Raw genomic sequence first — 16155 nt, 5'->3', positions numbered from 1 at the left:
CCGCCGGGGGGTTCAGAACAGACCGCGGATGACCTCCACCGCCCGGGCCAGGTGCGGCTCTCGGCGGTCCGCACGGTGCGCGACGGCCAGTTCGATCGACGCCGATCCCGCGAGGGGCCGGTAGACCACACCGCTGAGTGCGAGTGCCGTGACCGGCTCGGGCACGACCGCGACCCCCAGGCCGCCGGCGACGAGGGTGACGAGGGTGGACGTCTCCCCGACCTCGTGCCGGATGCAGGGCTCGACGCCGGCGTCCCGCAGGAGGTCGAGCACGACGTCGTGCATCACCGAGTGCCGGTCCGCCAGGTGCACGATCAGGTCGGCGCCGGCGAGGTCGGCGGCCCGCACCCGGGACTCGGCGGCGAGCGCGTGCTCGGCGGGGAGCGCCGCCACCAGGCGCTCCTTGCGCAGGACATGGACCGACAGCGCGGGATCGGCGGCGGGCGGACGCAACAGGGCCACGTCGATCGCGCCGCTGTGCAGCGCCCCCACCTGGTCCGGCACGAGCATCTCGCCGCGGAAGGCGAAGTCGATGCCCGGCAGTTCGGCGGTGAGGTGGCGCGACAGCGTCGGCAGCAGGCTGTACGTGGCCGAGCCCACGCAGCCGAGTGTGAGGTGGCCGACCACGCCGGCGGCGACCCGGCGGGCGTGGTCGGCGGCCTCGTCGATCCCGGCGAGGACCGCCCGCACCCGGTCGAGGTAGGCGCGGCCGGCGTCCGTGAGGTCCACCCGGCGCGTGGTGCGGTGGAAGAGCTCGACCCCGAGCTCGCCCTCGAGTTGCCGGATCGCCTGGGACAGCGGCGGCTGGGCCATGTGGAGCCGGGCGGCCGCGCGCCCGAAGTGGCGTTCTTCCGCGACCGCGGCGAAATACCGGAGCTGGCGTAGATTCATATCCTCAGCATCTCAATCAACGACGGAACTGATACTTCCGGATATCGGCGTGGGCGTCTAGCGTCGAGCCATGAGCAGCGCATTCCTCTACGCCGCCGTCCGCACGCCCTTCGGCAGGTACAACGGCGCCCTGTCCGACGAACGGCCCGACGACCTGTCCGCCACCGCCGTCAACGCGGTGCTCGCGCAGGCGCCGTCGCTGGCCCCCACCGCGATCGACGAGGTCGTCTGGGGCAACGCCAACGGCGCCGGCGAGGACAACCGCAACATCGGCCGGATGGCCGCGCTGCTGGCGGGGTTGCCGACGAGCGTGCCCGCCACGACCGTCAACCGGCTCTGCGGCTCGGGTCTGGACGCCGCGATGATCGGCTCCCGGGCGATCGAGACCGGCGACGCCGCAGTCGTCCTCGCCGGCGGGGCCGAGTCGATGACCAGGGCTCCGTGGGTGCTGCCCAAACCGTCACGCGCCTTCCCGGCGGGCGACGTCACCGCCGTGTCGACGACGCTGGGCTGGCGGCTGGTCAACCCGCGGATGCCCAAGGAGTGGACGGTCCCGCTGGGGGAGTGCAACGAGCAGCTCCGGGAGCGCTTCGGCATCTCCCGCGAGCGCCAGGACGAGTTCGCCGTCCGCTCCCACCGGCTCGCGCACCAGGCGTGGCAGGACGGCTTCTACGACACACTCGTCACCCCGGTCGCCGGCCTTTTCCGCGACGAGGGCATCCGTCCGGACTCGACCACCGAGAAGCTCGCCTCCCTCAAACCCTCGTTCCGGCCGGACGGCACCATCACCCCGGGTAATGCCTCCCCGCTCTCCGACGGCGCCTCCGCGGTGCTGCTGGGCAGCGAGGCGGCGGCAGCGGCTGTCGGCCGCGACCCGCTCGCCCGGATCGCCGGCAGGGGCGCGGCCGCGCTGGACCCGCAGGACTTCGGCTACGCGCCGGTCGAGGCCGCCGGCCGGGCGCTCGCCCGCGCCGGGATCACCTGGGACCAGGTGGGCGCCGTCGAACTCAACGAGGCATTCGCCGTCCAGTCGCTGGCCTGCGTCGACGCCTGGCTGAAGGACGGCCTGCGCGACCCCGGCGTCGTCAACCAGCGCGGCGGGGCCCTCGCGATCGGGCACCCGCTGGGCGCCTCCGGCGGCCGGGTCCTCGCGACGCTGGCCGCGGTCCTGAAGGAGCGCGGCGAGCGGTACGGCGTGGCAGCGATCTGCATCGGAGTCGGCCAGGGGCTGGCCGTCGTCCTGGAGAACCCGGAGGTGTCGAAGTGAGCCGCGCCGTCGTGCTGGAATCGACCGACGAGGCCGTCGCCGGGATCGAGGACGGCTCGACCGTGCTCGTCGGGGGCTTCGGCCTGGCAGGCATGCCGTTCGACCTCATCGACGCCCTCATACGGCAGGGCGCCAAGGACCTGACGATCGTCTCCAACAACGCCGGCAACGGCGACGTGGGCCTGGCGGCCCTGCTGGCGGCGGGGCGGGTCCGCAAGGTCCTGTGCTCCTTTCCGCGGCAGACCGACTCCTACGTCTTCGACGCTCTCTACCGCGAGGGCAAGGTAGAGCTGGAGGTCGTGCCCCAGGGCAACCTCGCCGAGCGGATGCGCGCCGCCGGCGCCGGGATCGGCGCCTTCTACTGCCCGACGGCGGTCGGAACCCCGCTCGCCGAGGGCAAGGAGACCCGCACCATCGACGGACGCGACTACCTCCTGGAATACCCGATCAAGGGCGACTACGCCCTGATCGCCGCCCACCGCGCAGACCCGGTGGGCAACCTCGTCTACCGCAAGACCGCCCGCAACTTCGGACCCGTCATGGCGACCGCCGCCGCGACCACGGTCGTCCAGGTCGACGAGGTCGTCCCGCTCGGCGGCCTCGACCCGGAAGCCGTCGTCACACCGTCCCTCTACGTCGACCGCATCGTCCCGGTGCCGTCCCGCCACTACACCGTCCAGGGGGCACGATGAGCACCGACGCCACCGCCGCGACCGGCCCGTCCACCACAGGCGGCGTACCGGTGGCCGCGGACCGCCCGCTCGGCGTGGACGAACTGGCCGCCGTGATCGCCCGGGACATCCCCGCCGGGGCTTTCGTCAACCTCGGAATCGGCCAGCCGACCCGGATCGCCGACCACCTGCCCGCGGACCTCGGCGTGGTCCTCCACACCGAGAACGGCATGCTCGGCATGGGGCCCAAGGCCGAGGGCGACCTGATCGATCCCGACCTCACCAACGCCGGCAAGGCCCCCGTCACCGAACTGCCCGGTGCCGCGTACTTCCACCACGCCGACTCCTTCGCCATGATGCGCGGCGGCCACCTCGACGTCTGCGTGCTCGGCGCCTACCAGGTCTCCGAACGAGGCGACCTGGCCAACTGGCACACCGGCAAGCCCGACGACATCCCCGCCGTGGGCGGAGCGATGGACCTCGCCATCGGGGCGAAGGACGTCTACGTGATGATGACGCTCTTCACGAAGTCCGGCGCACCCAAGCTGGTCCCGCGCTGCACCTACCCGCTCACCGGCGTCGCCTGCGTCAGCAGGGTCTACACCGAGGTCGCCACCTTCGACCTGCGCCCCGACGGCGTCCACGTGCTCAGGACCTACGGCCTGACCGTCGACGAACTGCGCGCACGCCTCGACATCGAACTGCACTGACCGCGCCCCGCGGCCGGACCTCCCACCGAACGGAAGACGACGCCGGCACAGGCGGACCTGGCCGGCGTCGTCGCGTCCCGGGCCGGTTCGACGTACCCGGCGGCGGGCTGCGCCGGGTGGCCGGGACACCCGGTCAGAAGGGGTAGCGAGCGGCACTACCGCGCATGGTGATCCAGCGGGTCTCGGTGAATGCCTCGATGTTCGCGGTCGCACCGCCGAAACGGGAGCCCGTACCCGATGCCTTCACCCCGCCGAACGGCGCCACCGCCTCGTCGTTCACCGTCTGGTCGTTGATGTGCACGATCCCGGTGGGGATCTGCTCGGCCACCGCCAGACCGCGCATCACGTCCCTGGTCACGATGCCGAGCGACAGCCCGTACTCGCTGTCCGCGATCCTGACCGCGTCCTCCACGGACCCGACGCGTGTGACCGGCGCCACCGGGCCGAAGACCTCTTCGGTGAAGGCCGGCGCCGTCAGCGCCATGTCCGCCAGTACCGTCGGCCGGTAGAAGAGGCCCTCGTGGGTGCCGCCCGCCGCGAGCCTGGCTCCCTGCGAGACACTTCCGGTGACCAGGCGGTGGATCTTGTCGCGCTGACCGGCGTCGATGATCGGCCCCAGAGCGACGTCGCCGCCGAACGGGTCGCCCACCGGCAGGCTCTGCGCCTTCGAACTCGGCGGCCTGCCGGACCTGGTCACCGAGCACTTCCCGGGGCTGCTCGCCCACCCCACCCGCCTCAACGTCTACATGGACGGTTTCACCCCCGACGGACAGCCCGTCCTCGGCCCGCTGCCCGGCACACCGGAGGTCGTCGTCGTCGCCGGGTTCTCCGGCCGCGGCTTCAAGATGGCCCCGGCGATCGGACACCTGATGGCCGAACTCACCGTCCGGGGTGGGACCGCCACCGACCTGAGCCACTTCGACCCGGCCCGCTTCCTCCCGGAGCCCGGGGTCGCCTAGGGACCCATCCGATGGGCCGGGGCGGGGAGAAGAGCGGGCGGCACGCCGGCGTCGGTGCCCGCGCGGGCCTCTTCTGAAGGTCAAGGCAGTGAGCTTCTCGCGGAGGTGTGCGTGGGCAAGAGGATGCGGACGACCACGGATTGGCCTGCCCGGGGAAAGGCGGTAACGGAGCCGGTGCTCTGACCGGGAAGGGCTGCCGGGTTGGGCTGGCGCGTCCGTATGGCCAGCAGGCAAGATCGCCTGATGACTCATCTCGGACTGGTGACCGTTGTCGTGCGGGACTACGACGAGGCCATCGCCTTCTACCGGGACATCGTCGGCTTCGAGCTCCTGGAAGACACCCGGATCGACGAGGGCAAACGGTGGGTGGTGGTCGCTCCGCCGGGCGCGCGGGAGACCGCGGTGCTCTTGGCCAGGGCCGTGACCGGCGGGCAGGAGACGCGCATCGGAGACCAGACCGGCGGCCGGGTCGGCTGGTTCCTGAGCACCGACGCCTTCGAGCACGACTACGAGCGGATGCGGGCAGCCGGGGTCGTCTTCGAAGAAGCGCCCCGGCAGGAGCCCTACGGCACGGTTGCCGTCTTCCAGGACCTGTACGGCAACCGCTGGGACCTGATCCAGCTGCGCCGGCCCAGTGGCGTCGGGCGGTGATCCGTTCCGGCAGCCCGGGAGCCGAGCATGTCCGGGATCGTAGCGGGCGGCTGAGCTGCGGCAAGCAGGAACCGGACGGTCAACTCCCCGCTTGTGCTGCTGACCCCTTGCCCAGGAACTGCTGTGCGGATCTCCACCCACGACAACATCAACGACCCACCTGCGCACCTGTCAGGGGCAGTAGTCGTCCGGGTTGATGCCCTCCCGGAACCGGGCGAAGAGCGGCGGGGAGTTCCATCCTGGCTGCTGACCGCCCATCCACTCGTCCACCGCCGGCGTGGGCGGGTGGCGCACCCCGCCGGCCACGTACAGGGCGACGCCGATCGCCGCGCCCGCGACGGAGATGCCGAAGCAGATCCACAGGGCCGTCCTGGTGCCCGCGTCGAGGTCGGGGCCGACGGTGGCGGCGATGTACAGCAGGATCGGGGCGATCAGGAACGCCGCGACCGCCCGGACGAGTTCGATGATCGCGAACACGCGCTGCACGTTGTTGGAGCGCAGCGAGAAGCCGGCGATGAACAGCGCCGGGACGACCGAGGCGCCGACGCCGATGCCGACCAGTCCGGAGCCGACAGCGGTGAGCACGGCAGTGGGCGGGGCGGCGGCGTTCATGGCCACGATGCCCGCAATGAGGAAGCCCATGCCGACAAGGACGTAGTAGTGCAGCGCGCGGGTGCGGAAGATGACGCTGAAGGCGGCCGCGGTGACCACCGCGCCGCCGAACTCGGGAAGGTAGAGCAGCCCCAGGTGCAGCGGGCTGTGGCGGGGTGCGAGCGAGGCCAGGGTCAGCGAGATCGCCGACACCGACGCGGCCGCCGCGCAGATCGCGGCGATGATGCCGGCGACCGGGAGTGTGCTGGCCAGGCTCCTGACGCACAGCAGCGGATACTTCGCCGTGTACTCGTGAACGAGGAGGGCGACGATCAGCAGCAGCCCCCCGAGCAGCGGCCCGCACGCCGTGGGATCGAGGAACCGGTGCGTGAGCAGCCACGAGGCGCCGAAGAACGAGGCCGCGCAGCCCAGTGTCGCCAGCCCGAGCGCGACATAGTCGATCGGAGCCCCGGGATTCACCGGCGGCGTGTCCTGGAATGTCAGCAAGGACAGTACGAGCGCCGCGAAGGCGATGCCGGCGATGATCCAGAACAGCGGCCGCCAGCCGTGCGCGTTCGCCTGGATGCCGCCGAGCACCGGACCGAGCGCGACCGCCCCGAAGATGCACACGTTCAGGATCACCACGGTCCCGCGCAACTTGTCCGGCGGATAGCCGATGATCAGCGGCGGCGCGGCGGCGATCAGCAGCAGACTCGTACACAGGCCCTGCAGGAGGTGCCCGACGATGAACATCGAGGGGTCGACGGCCGCGGCGGTGAGCACCGAACCGATCACCAGCAGGGTGCCGTAGACGATCAGCATCCGCCGCTGGTGCAGATGCTGGGCGAACTGCACAGCCAGCACCGTCCCCACCGCGTAACCGGCATTGGCCATGCCCGTCGTCACGCTCATCGCCTGCACGCTCATACCCAGCTCTTCGGCGATATGCGGGGTGAGCGGCCCCAGCGCCGCCGACAGGGCCAGGTAAGGCACCAGGGCGAGCACCACCATGGCCGCCACTACCGGATAGCGACCAGCCAGCGGACCCTCGCGCATCGGGCATTCCCTCCCGTTCACCAACGATGATGAGACGACTGCATGAGGTCACCATGCTGCTCCGTGGTCGCTGCCTTGGCGTCAAGCACACCCGCGATGTCACCTGATCGACCCTCAAGCCGGTGCGCGCCACCCGGTACTCTCCGGAAACGGGACTGTAAGACGTTCGGGTCTGTTCCGTAGTCGGTGGTGACGGCGGGTGTGGTCAGCCCAGGAGGATGCGGTGGCGGAGGAGGGGGAAGCTCGCGCGGCCGTACATCTGGCGCTCCAGGAGCCCGGGGACCTGCTCTCGGACGGTCTGCCGACCGCAGCCACGAACCGGGCGGACCAGCCGTCGTATCCTCACCCGGACCACGACCTGCCGGCCATCGACCGGCACGTCCCGCACCGTCCGGCCGTGATACCCATGGACCCTCCCCGTCAGCACCCAGCACGCCGGACAGGGAACGGGAACATCCCGGGTCCGGGCCGAAACCCGGACCATCTCGCCGCCGTCCGCCACATCCTCGATGACCAACGCGGACAAGCCCGAAAACACCGTTCCCACAAGTGTGTTCGCATCATGCACGCACGATGATCACAGGCGAGCACTCGCCGTCACCACCGACTACGGAACAGACCCGAACGTCTTACAGCCCCGATCTCGTGGCCGCAAGGCGCTTCTCGAAGGAGACCGGGCCTATCGTCGGTGGTTCGCCACCGCGGGCGGGATGGGTGGGTCGGCGTCGTAAAAGCCGGCGATGTCGGCTCCGTGGTGGCTCTTCTTGCCTCCCAGGACGCCGCATGGATCACGGGCGACGTTGTTTTCGCCTCCGGCGGGCTGCGCTGACGCCGCGCTGGCGGGTATGGGGCGGGATGGTGAGATCGTCCCAAGGGGGCGGTGGGGTGGTGGTCACGGGCTCGGCTTTTGGTCCAGCAGTCGTCCGATACCGGGCACTGTCCGGAGAACCGAAGGTTTGGTCGCGGCGCGATCCCCTGGTAGGGGCGACGCCGAACGCGTGGATACTGGCCGCATGCGTATCGACTTCGATCCTGCCCAGACGGACCGGAATGCGTTCTACCGGCTGTTGACCTCGGTGGTCGTGCCGCGGCCGATCGCCTGGGTGTCGACCACCAACCGGGACGGTACGGCCGACAACCTCGCACCGCACAGCTTCTTCACGGTGGCGTGCGTCAGCCCGCCGATCGTGCAGTTCACGTCGGTGGGGCGGAAGGACTCGGTGCGCAACGTCGAGCAGACCGGGCAGTTCGTGGTGAACCTCGCGCCGGAGCACCTCTTCGAGGAGATCAACGCCACGGGGACCGCTTTTCCGCACGGGGTGAGCGAGTTCGACGAGGTGGGGATCGCCCGCGAGCCCAGCGCGCGGGTGAAGCCGCCGCGGGTGGCGGCGTCGCCGGTGGCGCTGGAGTGCGAACTGCACAGCACGGTCCGGCTGGGCGACTCGACCGTGGTGTTCGGGCGCGTGGTGTACGCGGCGGTCTCGGAAGCGGTGATGGCCGACGGGCTGCCGGACATCCGCGCGCTGCGGCCGCTCGCCCGGCTCGGCAAGGACGAGTGGGGCGCCCTCGGCGACATCCTGGAGATCAAGCGGATTCCGCTGGAGGAGTGGCAGCGTCCGCAGGGCCGCTGACCTCGCAGGGCTCGTCGCCGGGCGCCTCGTCCGGCCACTTGCCGAGCCCGTCGCCGAGCGCATCGCCGAGCCCGTCCGCGGGCGCGGGGGCGCCGCGCGTGCGGCGCCGGGCGAAGGCGGTGGCCGCGACCGCGGTCACCCCGAGGAAGCCCAGCGCGAGCAGGAACGCCGGCGAGGTCGGCGACGCGGCCCGGGCGCCCGCGACGACGTAGGCGGCGGTGTTCGCGGCGCTGCCCGCGGCCGTGGCGGTGAGGAAGGGCGCCAGCCGGATACGGGACAGCGCCGCCGCGTAGTTCGCGGCGGCGAACGGCACCCCGGGGAAGAGCCGCAGCGCGAGGGTGCTGCGGAAGCCGTGCCGGCTGAGCTGCCGGTCCAGCGACAGCACGAACCGGCCGCGCAGCAGTGGCCGTACGGCGTCGCGCCCGAGGAACCGGCCGAGCAGGAAGGCGAGCCCGGCGCCGAGCACGGTGCCGCCGATCGCCGCCGGCAGCCCCGCGTGGATGCCGTAGAGCGCCCCGGCTGCGGCGTTGAGCAGGGGGCGCGGCACGAACACGACGGTCGCGACGCCGTACGCCACCGCGAAGACCAGGACAGCGGTGGCGCCCGAGGTCCGCGGCGGCCAGCCGTGGGTGAGCAGTTGCTGCGGGTGCCAGGCGAGCACCAGGGCGATCCCGGCGGCGAGGACCGCGACGAGCAGCCCGAAGCGCGTCCAGGGCGCCATCATCCCGCGCGAGCAGCGTACGAGGGTGCGCGCCGCGGCCCGGCGCAGGCCCCGCAGGTCCCGCAGCTCGCGGACGTCACGGATGCCACGGGCGCGCGGGCCCGGCGGTTCGGGCGTCAGGTCGGCCCCGGGCTTCGCCATCCGCCGAGCCTAACCGAGCCGGCCGGCAGGCCGCGCAGCGCGGCCGCCGCGCGTCAACTGCCGCGCACGCGCAGGCGGCTGTCAGGTGTCCGTGCGGCGCCCGATCTTCATACCCGGCCGGCGGCGGTGGACGGTCAGGTACGACAGGCCCGCCGCGCCCGCCGCCAGGGAGCGCGCGGCGCCGTGCGGCAGCCACACCAGGCTGCCGGGCGCGAGCGGCTGCGGGGCGGGCGCACCGCCGAGGGTGCCGCCGCCGGCGACGACCGCCAGTAGGACATCGAGGTCGCTCTCGGTGTGGGCCTCGACCCGCGCGTCCGGCGGCAGATGGACGAGGTTCGCGTCGAGCTGGCGGCCCGGCTCGGTCAGCCGCCACAGCGCCCCGGCCGGTGCGGCCGCGCCCTCGTCGGACCCGTCGGCGTCGTGGGCTCCGTTGGCCCCGTCGGCCCCGGCGGACTCGGCCGCGGCGGACAGCGCGCCGAGGTCGCACAGCACCCGGGGCACGTCAGCGCCGTGTGGGTCGCCTGAACTGCGGGGGTCCGTGGTCGGGTCCGCCATGGAGTGCTCGTCCGTCCGATGCGTGGGTGGGTGCGCCGCCGGGGCGCCTGAGGGTCCGGGCCGGGCCGGTTCCGACCCCCCTGAATACGAACCTTACATGCGTCTTTGATAGCTTCGGGTCATGCGGTTGACGAAGTTCACGGACCTGGCGCTGCGCGCCGTCATGCGGCTGGCCGCCGCCGGGCCGGCCGAGAACCTCACCACCCGCGAGGTGGCTGAAGCCGTGGACGTACCCCACGCCCACATGGCGAAGGCCATCACGCGGCTGCGGCACCTGGGCGTGCTGGACACCCGGCGCGGGCGCGGCGGGGGGCTGGAGCTGACCGCCCTCGGACGCCGCGCCTCGGTGGGATGGCTGGTCAGGGAGCTGGAGGGCGAGGAGGAGGTGGTCTCCTGCGACGGCGGCCCGTCCGGCCCGCCCTGCCCGCTGCGGGCCGCGTGCCTGCTCCGGCAGGCGCTGCGCGCGGCTCAGCAGGCCTTCTACGCCACGCTCGACCCGCTCACGGTGGACGACCTGGTGGAGTCGCCCACCGGACCGGTCCTCATCGGACTGGTCGGCCACCGGGCTCCGTGAGGCGCCGCCGCCGCAGGCGGCATCCGTCCACCTGAAACGCGCACAGCAGATACGTATTCTCCTGAGGAGTCACCGTGCTCTCCGAGCAGTCCACCCCCGTCATACGCGCCACCCTCCCCGTCGTCGGCGCCGCCATCGGCGAGATCACCGAACGCTTCTACGTCCGGCTCTTCGCCGACCACCCGGAGCTGCTGCGCGACCTGTTCAACCGCGGCAACCAGGCCAACGGCGAGCAGCAGAAGGCGCTGGCGGGCTCCATCGCCGCCTTCGCGGGCATGCTGCTGGAGCACCCCGACGCCCGGCCCGACGCGATGCTCGGCCGGATCGCCCACAAGCACGCCTCGCTCGGCATCACCGCCGACCAGTACAAGCTGGTCCACCAGCACCTGTTCGCGGCGATCGTGGAGGTGCTCGGCGACGCGGTCACCGAGGAGGTGGCCGCCGCCTGGGACGAGGTGTACTGGCTGATGGCCAACGCGCTGATCGCTCTCGAGGCCCGCCTCTACCGCGAGGCCGGCGTGCCCGAGGGCGGCACCTGGCGGCCGATGGAGATCGTCGAGCGCCGCGAGGAGACCGCCGACACCGCCTCCTTCACCCTGCGCCGTACCGACGGCGCGCCCGCCGGCGACTTCCGCCCCGGGCAGTACGTCAGCGTGCGGGTCGAACTGGCCGACGGCGCCCACCAGATACGCCAGTACAGCCTGTCCGGCGCGCCCGGCGGCCAGGAGTGGCGGATCACCGTCAAGCGCGTGCGGGGCGGCGCCGCGCCGGAGGGCGAGGTCTCCTCCTGGCTGCACGCACACGCGGCTGCCGGTGACGTGCTCACCGTCTCCGCGCCGTTCGGCGACCTCGAACTGACCGGCAGCGACGGGCCGTTGCTGCTGGCGTCCGCCGGGATCGGCAGCACCCCGATGCTGTCCCTGCTCGGCCGGCTGGCCGCCCAGGGCAGCAAGCGCCAGGTCACCGTCGTGCACGCCGACCGCGGCCCGGCCGACCACGCTCACCGCGAGGAGCACCGGCAGCTGGTCCGCGCGCTGCCGAACGCCGCCTTCCACGTCTGGTACGAGCAGCCGGGCGACCAGGCACCGGAGGCGGCGGCCGGGCGCGCCGACCTGACCGCGCTGGACCTGCCCGCGGGGCTGACCGCCTACCTGTGCGGGCCGCTGCCGTTCATGCGCGCCATCCGCGGCGACCTCCTGCGCGCGGGGGTTGCGGCCAGGGACGTCCACTACGAGGTCTTCGGCCCGGACCTCTGGCTCGGCCAGGAGTAACCGGCACGCCGGCGGAAGACGGCAAGCCGAGGTAAGCAGAGGTAACCAGAGGAAAGCAGAGGAAAGCCCGTACGATGAACGCCACTTCGGCGGCGGTGGCCGCCGCGCTCACCTTCACCTGGTGCGGGATGGTCCTGGGGATCTCGTTCCTGGAAGCGCCGCTGAAGTTCCGCGCCCCGGGTGTGACGGTGCCCGTCGGGCTGGGCATCGGGCGGATCGTCTTCCGGGTGCTCAACCGGATCGAGGCGGTGCTCGCCGCCGGGGTGGTCGCGGCCGTCGCCGCCGGCGGCCCGCCGGTCGCGGTCGCGGTGCCCACCGCGGTCGCGGCGGCGACGCTGGCCGCACAGCTCCTCGCGATCCGGCCGGGCCTGAACCGGCGCTCCGACCGCGTCCTTGCGGGCGAGGAGCTGCTCCGCTCCCGCGCCCACCACGTCTACGTGGCCACCGAGTCGGTGAAGGTCCTCGCGCTGCTCGCGCTGGGCGCGGCGGCGCTGCACACCCTCGCGGCCTGACCCGCGGCCCCGGCCGGGCCCTTTCCGTACCTGCGCCCCTGCACGTACCGGCGCCCTTGGACGTACCGGCGCACCGCTCAGATCGACGCCCTGATCAGCTCGAAGACCTCCTCGGCCAGGTCCGTGGGGCGGGCGCGGCTGCGGCGCAGGATGCCGACCGGCTCCGCGTTCTGCGGCACCGGGACGTCCAGCGCCGTCAGCCACCCCTGCTCCACGTCGAGTCGTACCGCGTGCCGTGAGGTGATCCACACCGCGTCGGACTGCACCGCCACCGCGCGGGCGACCGTGAGCGACTGCGTCTCGGTGCAGCGCGTCGCGGTGCCGGGGCCGATCGACCGCAGCAGCGCGTCGGCCTGGAGCCGCGGCGCGGTGCCGGATTCGGGTACCAGCAGCGGGTAGCCGCGCAGCGCGGCCGGGTCGGTCGGCCGGTCGGCGCCGGCCGCGGCCAGCGGGTGCCCCGGGCGGGCGACGACGGCCAGCGACTCGGTGTAGAGCAGTTCGAAGGAGATCCCGCGCATGGTGCTCGGCTCGGCCATGCGGCCGACCGCGCAGTCGATCCGCCCGGCGGTCAGGGCGGCCACCAGCTCCGGATTCGCCGCGGACACCACCTGCACCCAGGCGTGCGGACGCTCCCGGTGCAGCCGGGCGAGCGCCCGGGCCAGCACCCCGCCGGCGACGGTCGGCAGCGCGCCGATCCGCAGCGGCGCCAGGCCCGGGGCGCTCTCGCGGACCAGTGCCTGGGAGGCCGAGGCCATCGCCCGCGTCACCTCCAGGGCGTGCCGCAGGAAGCGCGTCCCGGCGTCGGTGAGCGCGGCGCCCGAGCGGCCCCGGTCGACCAGGCGGCGCCCGGCGACGAGTTCGAGCTCGGCGAGCGTCTTGGACACGGCCGGCTGGCTGAGCCCCAGCCGTACCGCCGCACCGGCGAGCGTGCGCTCCTCGGCGATGGCGACGAAGCAGGTCAGATGCCGCAGCCGGAGCCGGGAGAGCGCGGTGTCCGGGAGCGCATCGGTACCGGGCAGCTCTTCCATAACGGGAAGTTATTCAACCGGGCCGATTTCGTCAATTCACATGACCTGCGGTCATCCATAGGCTCGGCTCCACCCCAGCTCCAGCGGAGGAGATCGCCTTGGCCCGCATCATCGGCGGCATCGCCACGTCGCACACGCCGACCATCGGCTTCGCCCACGACCGCGGTGTCGAGGACGGGGCGCCGCACCAGCTGCTGGACGCCTTCGCCCCGGTCCGGCAGTGGCTCGAGGACAAGCGGCCCGACGCGGTCGTCTACGTCTTCAACGACCACATGACCTCGTTCTTCTTCGACCACTACTCGGCCTTCACGCTCGGGGTCGGTGCCCGGTACGCGGTCGCCGACGAGGGCGGCGGCGCGCGCCGGCTGCCCCCGGTGCCGGGCGAGCCGGCGCTGGCCCGGCACATGGCCTCCAGCCTGGTCACCGACGAGTTCGACATGGCCTTCTTCCAGGACAAGCCGCTCGACCACGGGTTCTTCTCACCGATGTCCGTGCTCTTCGACCGGCCCGGCGACGCGTGGCCGGTGCCCGTGGTGCCGCTCCAGATCGGCGTGCTGCAGTTCCCGATCCCCACGGCGGCGCGCTGCTACAAGCTCGGGCAGGCGATCCGGCGGGCCGTCGAGAGCTACCCGCAGGACATGTCGGTCGCGGTGATCTCGACCGGGGGGCTGTCCCACCAGGTGCACGGCGAGCGCGCGGGCTTCAACAACCCGGAGTGGGACCGCCGCTTCCTCGACGCCGTCACCTCCGACCCGCAGGCGCTCGCCGGGATGACGCACGCCGAGTACGCCACCCTGGGCGGGCTCGAGGGCGCCGAGGTGATCATGTGGCTGGTCATGCGCGGCGCCCTGTCCGCCGACGTGCGCCGGGTGTACAGCTCCTACGACCTGCCCTCGATGACCGGCGTCGCGACGCTCGTCCTGGAGAACGGGGACATCGGGCTGCAAAGCGCCGCCGCCGAGCGCCACCGGGCGCGGATGGCCGAGCAACTGGCCGGGATCGAGCGGCTGCCGGGCACCTACCCCTACGACATCGCCGCCGGCGTCAAGGCGTACCGGCTCAACAAGTTCCTGCACGGCATGGTGGACCGGGAGTACCGCGAACGGTTCCTCGCCGACGAGGAGGCGGCGTTCGAGGCGGCGGCCCTCACCGAGGAGGAACGCGACCTCGTCCGCCGCCGGGACTGGAGCGGCCTGATCCACTACGGCGTCATCTTCTTCATGCTGGAGAAGCTCGGCGCGGTCGTCGGCGTCTCCAACCCCGAGATCTACGCGGCGATGCGCGGGGAGTCCCTGGAGGCATTCCTCGCCTCCCGCAACACCCCGCTGCTGTACTCCGTCCGCCCCGACTAGCGCCGGTCGCCCGCCGCGCGCCGCGTCCGCACCGCGTGCCGACCGCGTGCGGCTCTCGACGTGTGCTCCCGGGCCGGGCGGGGCCGAGGCGGGCCCGTGCGGGGGAGCCGGGCGCCGGCTCCCCCCGTCGAGGACACGCCTTACGCGTGCTCCTGCACGTCCTGCCGCACCCGCGGCCCGCCGCCTGCGACCACCGAGGACGCCGAGGACGTCGAGTACGCTGCCGCCCCGGCCCGGCGGTCGAGCAGCCCGGCGGTCACCGCGATCCCGAGTCCCGCCACGGCCAGCACCGCGCCCACCAGCGTCGGCGAGGTCCAGCCCCAGCCCGCCGAGATCGCCACGCCGCCGAGCCAGGCGCCGCCGGCGTTCGCGAGGTTGAACGCGGAGTGGTTGGAGGCGGAGGCGATGGTCGGGGCGTGCCGGGCCTTGTTCATGACGAGCATCTGAAGCGGCGTGGTGGTCATGAAGCCCACCCCGCCCAGCACCACCACCGCGATCGGCGCGGCGATCCTGGAGTGCGCGGCGAAGTGGAAGCCGACCAGCACCACGGCGAGCGCGGCGAGCGAACCGTAGAGGGTCGGGCGCAGCGCGCGGTCGGTGAGCGGACCGGCGGCGAGCGCCCCGAGCGTCATGCCGATGCCGAAGAGCGCCAGCAGCAGCGTCACCGAGGAGTCCGCGAAACCGGTGACCTCGGTCATCATCGAGGCCAGATAGCTGTAGACGGCGAAGACCCCGGCAAACCCGAACACCGCGGTGAGCAGGCCGAGTACGACCTGCGGCTCGCGCAGCGCCCGGATCTCCTGGCCCACACCGACGTGCTCCTCGACGGGAAGCCGCGGCACCAGCAGCGCGAGCGAGGCGAGGCCGACCAGGCCGACCGCGGAGACCACCACGAACGTCGCGCGCCAGCCGAGGTGCTGGCCGAGCGCGGTGGCGGCGGGCACCCCGACGATGTTGGCGACGGTCAGCCCGAGGAACATCGCGGCCACCGCGCGCGCCCGCCGCTCCTCGGCGACCAGCCGCGAGGCGACGACCGCGCCGACGCCGAAGAACGCGCCGTGCGGCAGCCCGGACAGGAACCGGCCACCCAGCAGCGCCCAGTACCCCGGCGCGAAGGCCGAGGCGAGGTTGCCGACGGTGAACAGCCCCATCAGCAGGAGCAGCATGCGCTTGCGGGGGACACGGGAGCCGAGCGCGGTGAGCAGCGGCGCACCGACGACGACGCCGAGCGCGTAGGCGGAGACGAGGTAACCGGCGGTGGGCACGGAGGTACCGAGGTCGCCCGCGACGTTGGGCAGCAGGCCCATCATCACGAACTCCGTGGTGCCGATGCCGAAGGCGCTCACCGCGAGGGCGAGGATGGCCAGGGGCATGGAGGGGTCCTTTACGGAACGGGGGTGGGGACGGACTTTAAGTTTACCAACGGAACAAAGTCTCCCACGTGCTGAATTCCCGTACGTCACCGGAGGATGAAGAACCGTCGACGGTTGCGTCACCCGACGGAGAGCGGGGAGAGCGGGGGAGCGGGTGAGCAACGGACGGGGGAGCGCGGCGGGGCGGGGCGGTCGGTGCGC

16 protein-coding genes and 2 pseudogenes are annotated in these 16155 nt (G+C 72.7%); 10 read left to right on the top strand and 8 right to left on the bottom strand.

Annotated features, from left to right (window positions below; all coding sequences use genetic code 11):
* Positions 1–12: 12 nt before the first annotated feature.
* Complete coding sequence (locus WA788_RS06520; RefSeq protein WP_335972401.1) at positions 13–891, bottom strand: LysR substrate-binding domain-containing protein; 879 nt, start codon at positions 889–891, stop codon at positions 13–15.
* Positions 892–961: 70 nt separating this feature from the next.
* On the opposite strand from WA788_RS06520, the gene WA788_RS06515 reads away from it, so the two are divergent.
* Genes WA788_RS06515 through WA788_RS06505 form a run of 3 tightly spaced genes read left to right on the top strand, consistent with a single transcriptional unit; the run spans position 962 to position 3539 of the window.
* The gene (locus tag WA788_RS06515) at positions 962–2158 is read left to right on the top strand and encodes a thiolase family protein (protein WP_335972400.1); all 1197 of its coding nucleotides are present in this window, start codon (positions 962–964) and stop codon (positions 2156–2158) included.
* Positions 2155–2850, top strand: coding sequence for a 3-oxoacid CoA-transferase subunit A (locus WA788_RS06510; protein ID WP_335972399.1), 696 nt, complete (start codon positions 2155–2157; stop codon positions 2848–2850). Before WA788_RS06515 ends, WA788_RS06510 begins: the two co-directional genes overlap by 4 nt.
* A complete protein-coding gene (locus WA788_RS06505) occupies positions 2847–3539 on the top strand; it encodes a 3-oxoacid CoA-transferase subunit B (RefSeq protein ID WP_335972398.1) in 693 nt (230 codons plus the stop codon). Before WA788_RS06510 ends, WA788_RS06505 begins: the two co-directional genes overlap by 4 nt.
* Positions 3540–3672: 133 nt before the next feature.
* Here the strand turns inward: WA788_RS06505 and WA788_RS06500 are convergent.
* Positions 3673–4212: pseudogene (locus tag WA788_RS06500) on the bottom strand (aldehyde dehydrogenase family protein); the annotation flags it as partial.
* On the opposite strand from WA788_RS06500, the gene WA788_RS06495 reads away from it, so the two are divergent.
* Entirely contained in the window at positions 4145–4498 is a 354-nt protein-coding gene (locus WA788_RS06495) for an FAD-dependent oxidoreductase (protein ID WP_335972397.1), read from the top strand. The pseudogene WA788_RS06500 and the gene WA788_RS06495 sit on opposite strands and share 68 nt — an antisense overlap.
* Before the next feature lie 243 nt (positions 4499–4741).
* Positions 4742–5149 carry a VOC family protein gene (locus tag WA788_RS06490; protein ID WP_335972396.1) on the top strand — a complete coding sequence of 136 codons (408 nt, stop codon included), beginning with the start codon at positions 4742–4744 and terminating at the stop codon, positions 5147–5149.
* A gap of 171 nt (positions 5150–5320) precedes the next feature.
* Here WA788_RS06490 and WA788_RS06485 read toward each other — a convergent pair whose 3' ends face one another.
* Both WA788_RS06485 and WA788_RS06480 read right to left on the bottom strand, forming a co-directional pair.
* The gene (locus tag WA788_RS06485) at positions 5321–6796 is read right to left on the bottom strand and encodes an MFS transporter (protein WP_335972395.1); all 1476 of its coding nucleotides are present in this window, start codon (positions 6794–6796) and stop codon (positions 5321–5323) included.
* A 262-nt stretch (positions 6797–7058) separates the two neighbouring features.
* Positions 7059–7364 (bottom strand): annotated as a pseudogene (locus WA788_RS06480) (transposase family protein); the annotation flags it as partial.
* Positions 7365–7809: 445 nt separating this feature from the next.
* On the opposite strand from WA788_RS06480, the gene WA788_RS06475 reads away from it, so the two are divergent.
* A complete protein-coding gene (locus WA788_RS06475) occupies positions 7810–8427 on the top strand; it encodes a flavin reductase family protein (RefSeq protein WP_335972394.1) in 618 nt (205 codons plus the stop codon).
* Here WA788_RS06475 and WA788_RS06470 read toward each other — a convergent pair.
* Together WA788_RS06470 and WA788_RS06465 are read right to left on the bottom strand one after the other, a co-directional pair.
* Complete coding sequence (locus WA788_RS06470) at positions 8381–9289, bottom strand: TVP38/TMEM64 family protein (RefSeq protein WP_443033982.1); 909 nt, start codon at positions 9287–9289, stop codon at positions 8381–8383. The two genes, WA788_RS06475 and WA788_RS06470, sit on opposite strands and share 47 nt — an antisense overlap.
* An 81-nt stretch (positions 9290–9370) precedes the next feature.
* Positions 9371–9844, bottom strand: a complete 474-nt coding sequence (locus WA788_RS06465; protein WP_335972393.1) for a hypothetical protein — start codon at positions 9842–9844, stop codon at positions 9371–9373.
* Positions 9845–9965: 121 nt separating this feature from the next.
* Between WA788_RS06465 and WA788_RS06460 the strand changes: the two genes are divergently transcribed.
* The 3 genes from WA788_RS06460 to WA788_RS06450 all read left to right on the top strand — a co-directional run bounded on the left by WA788_RS06460 (position 9966) and on the right by WA788_RS06450 (position 12201).
* Entirely contained in the window at positions 9966–10418 is a 453-nt protein-coding gene (locus WA788_RS06460) for an RrF2 family transcriptional regulator (protein WP_335972392.1), read from the top strand.
* 74 nt (positions 10419–10492) lie between these two features.
* Positions 10493–11689: a globin domain-containing protein gene (locus WA788_RS06455; RefSeq protein ID WP_335972391.1), complete on the top strand. Its 1197-nt coding sequence runs from the start codon at positions 10493–10495 to the stop codon at positions 11687–11689.
* A gap of 74 nt (positions 11690–11763) precedes the next feature.
* Positions 11764–12201: a hypothetical protein gene (locus WA788_RS06450; RefSeq protein ID WP_335972390.1), complete on the top strand. Its 438-nt coding sequence runs from the start codon at positions 11764–11766 to the stop codon at positions 12199–12201.
* 77 nt (positions 12202–12278) lie between these two features.
* Here the strand turns inward: WA788_RS06450 and WA788_RS06445 are convergent, their stop codons facing one another.
* Positions 12279–13229, bottom strand: a complete 951-nt coding sequence (locus tag WA788_RS06445; protein WP_335972389.1) for a LysR substrate-binding domain-containing protein — start codon at positions 13227–13229, stop codon at positions 12279–12281.
* A 98-nt stretch (positions 13230–13327) separates the two neighbouring features.
* Between WA788_RS06445 and WA788_RS06440 the strand changes: the two genes are divergently transcribed.
* A complete protein-coding gene (locus WA788_RS06440) occupies positions 13328–14581 on the top strand; it encodes a gallate dioxygenase (RefSeq protein WP_335972388.1) in 1254 nt (417 codons plus the stop codon).
* A gap of 140 nt (positions 14582–14721) precedes the next feature.
* On the opposite strand, the gene WA788_RS06435 is transcribed toward WA788_RS06440, so the two are convergent.
* Positions 14722–15954, bottom strand: coding sequence for an MFS transporter (locus WA788_RS06435; RefSeq protein ID WP_335972387.1), 1233 nt, complete (start codon positions 15952–15954; stop codon positions 14722–14724).
* Between the last annotated feature and the right edge of the window lie 201 nt (positions 15955–16155).

Origin of the sequence: Streptomyces sp. CA2R106 (assembly GCF_037034245.1) — a bacterium.
Lineage (GTDB): Bacteria > Actinomycetota > Actinomycetes > Streptomycetales > Streptomycetaceae > Actinacidiphila.
Note: the sequence above shows the minus strand (reverse complement) of the source record. Positions and strands in the feature narration are given on the sequence as shown.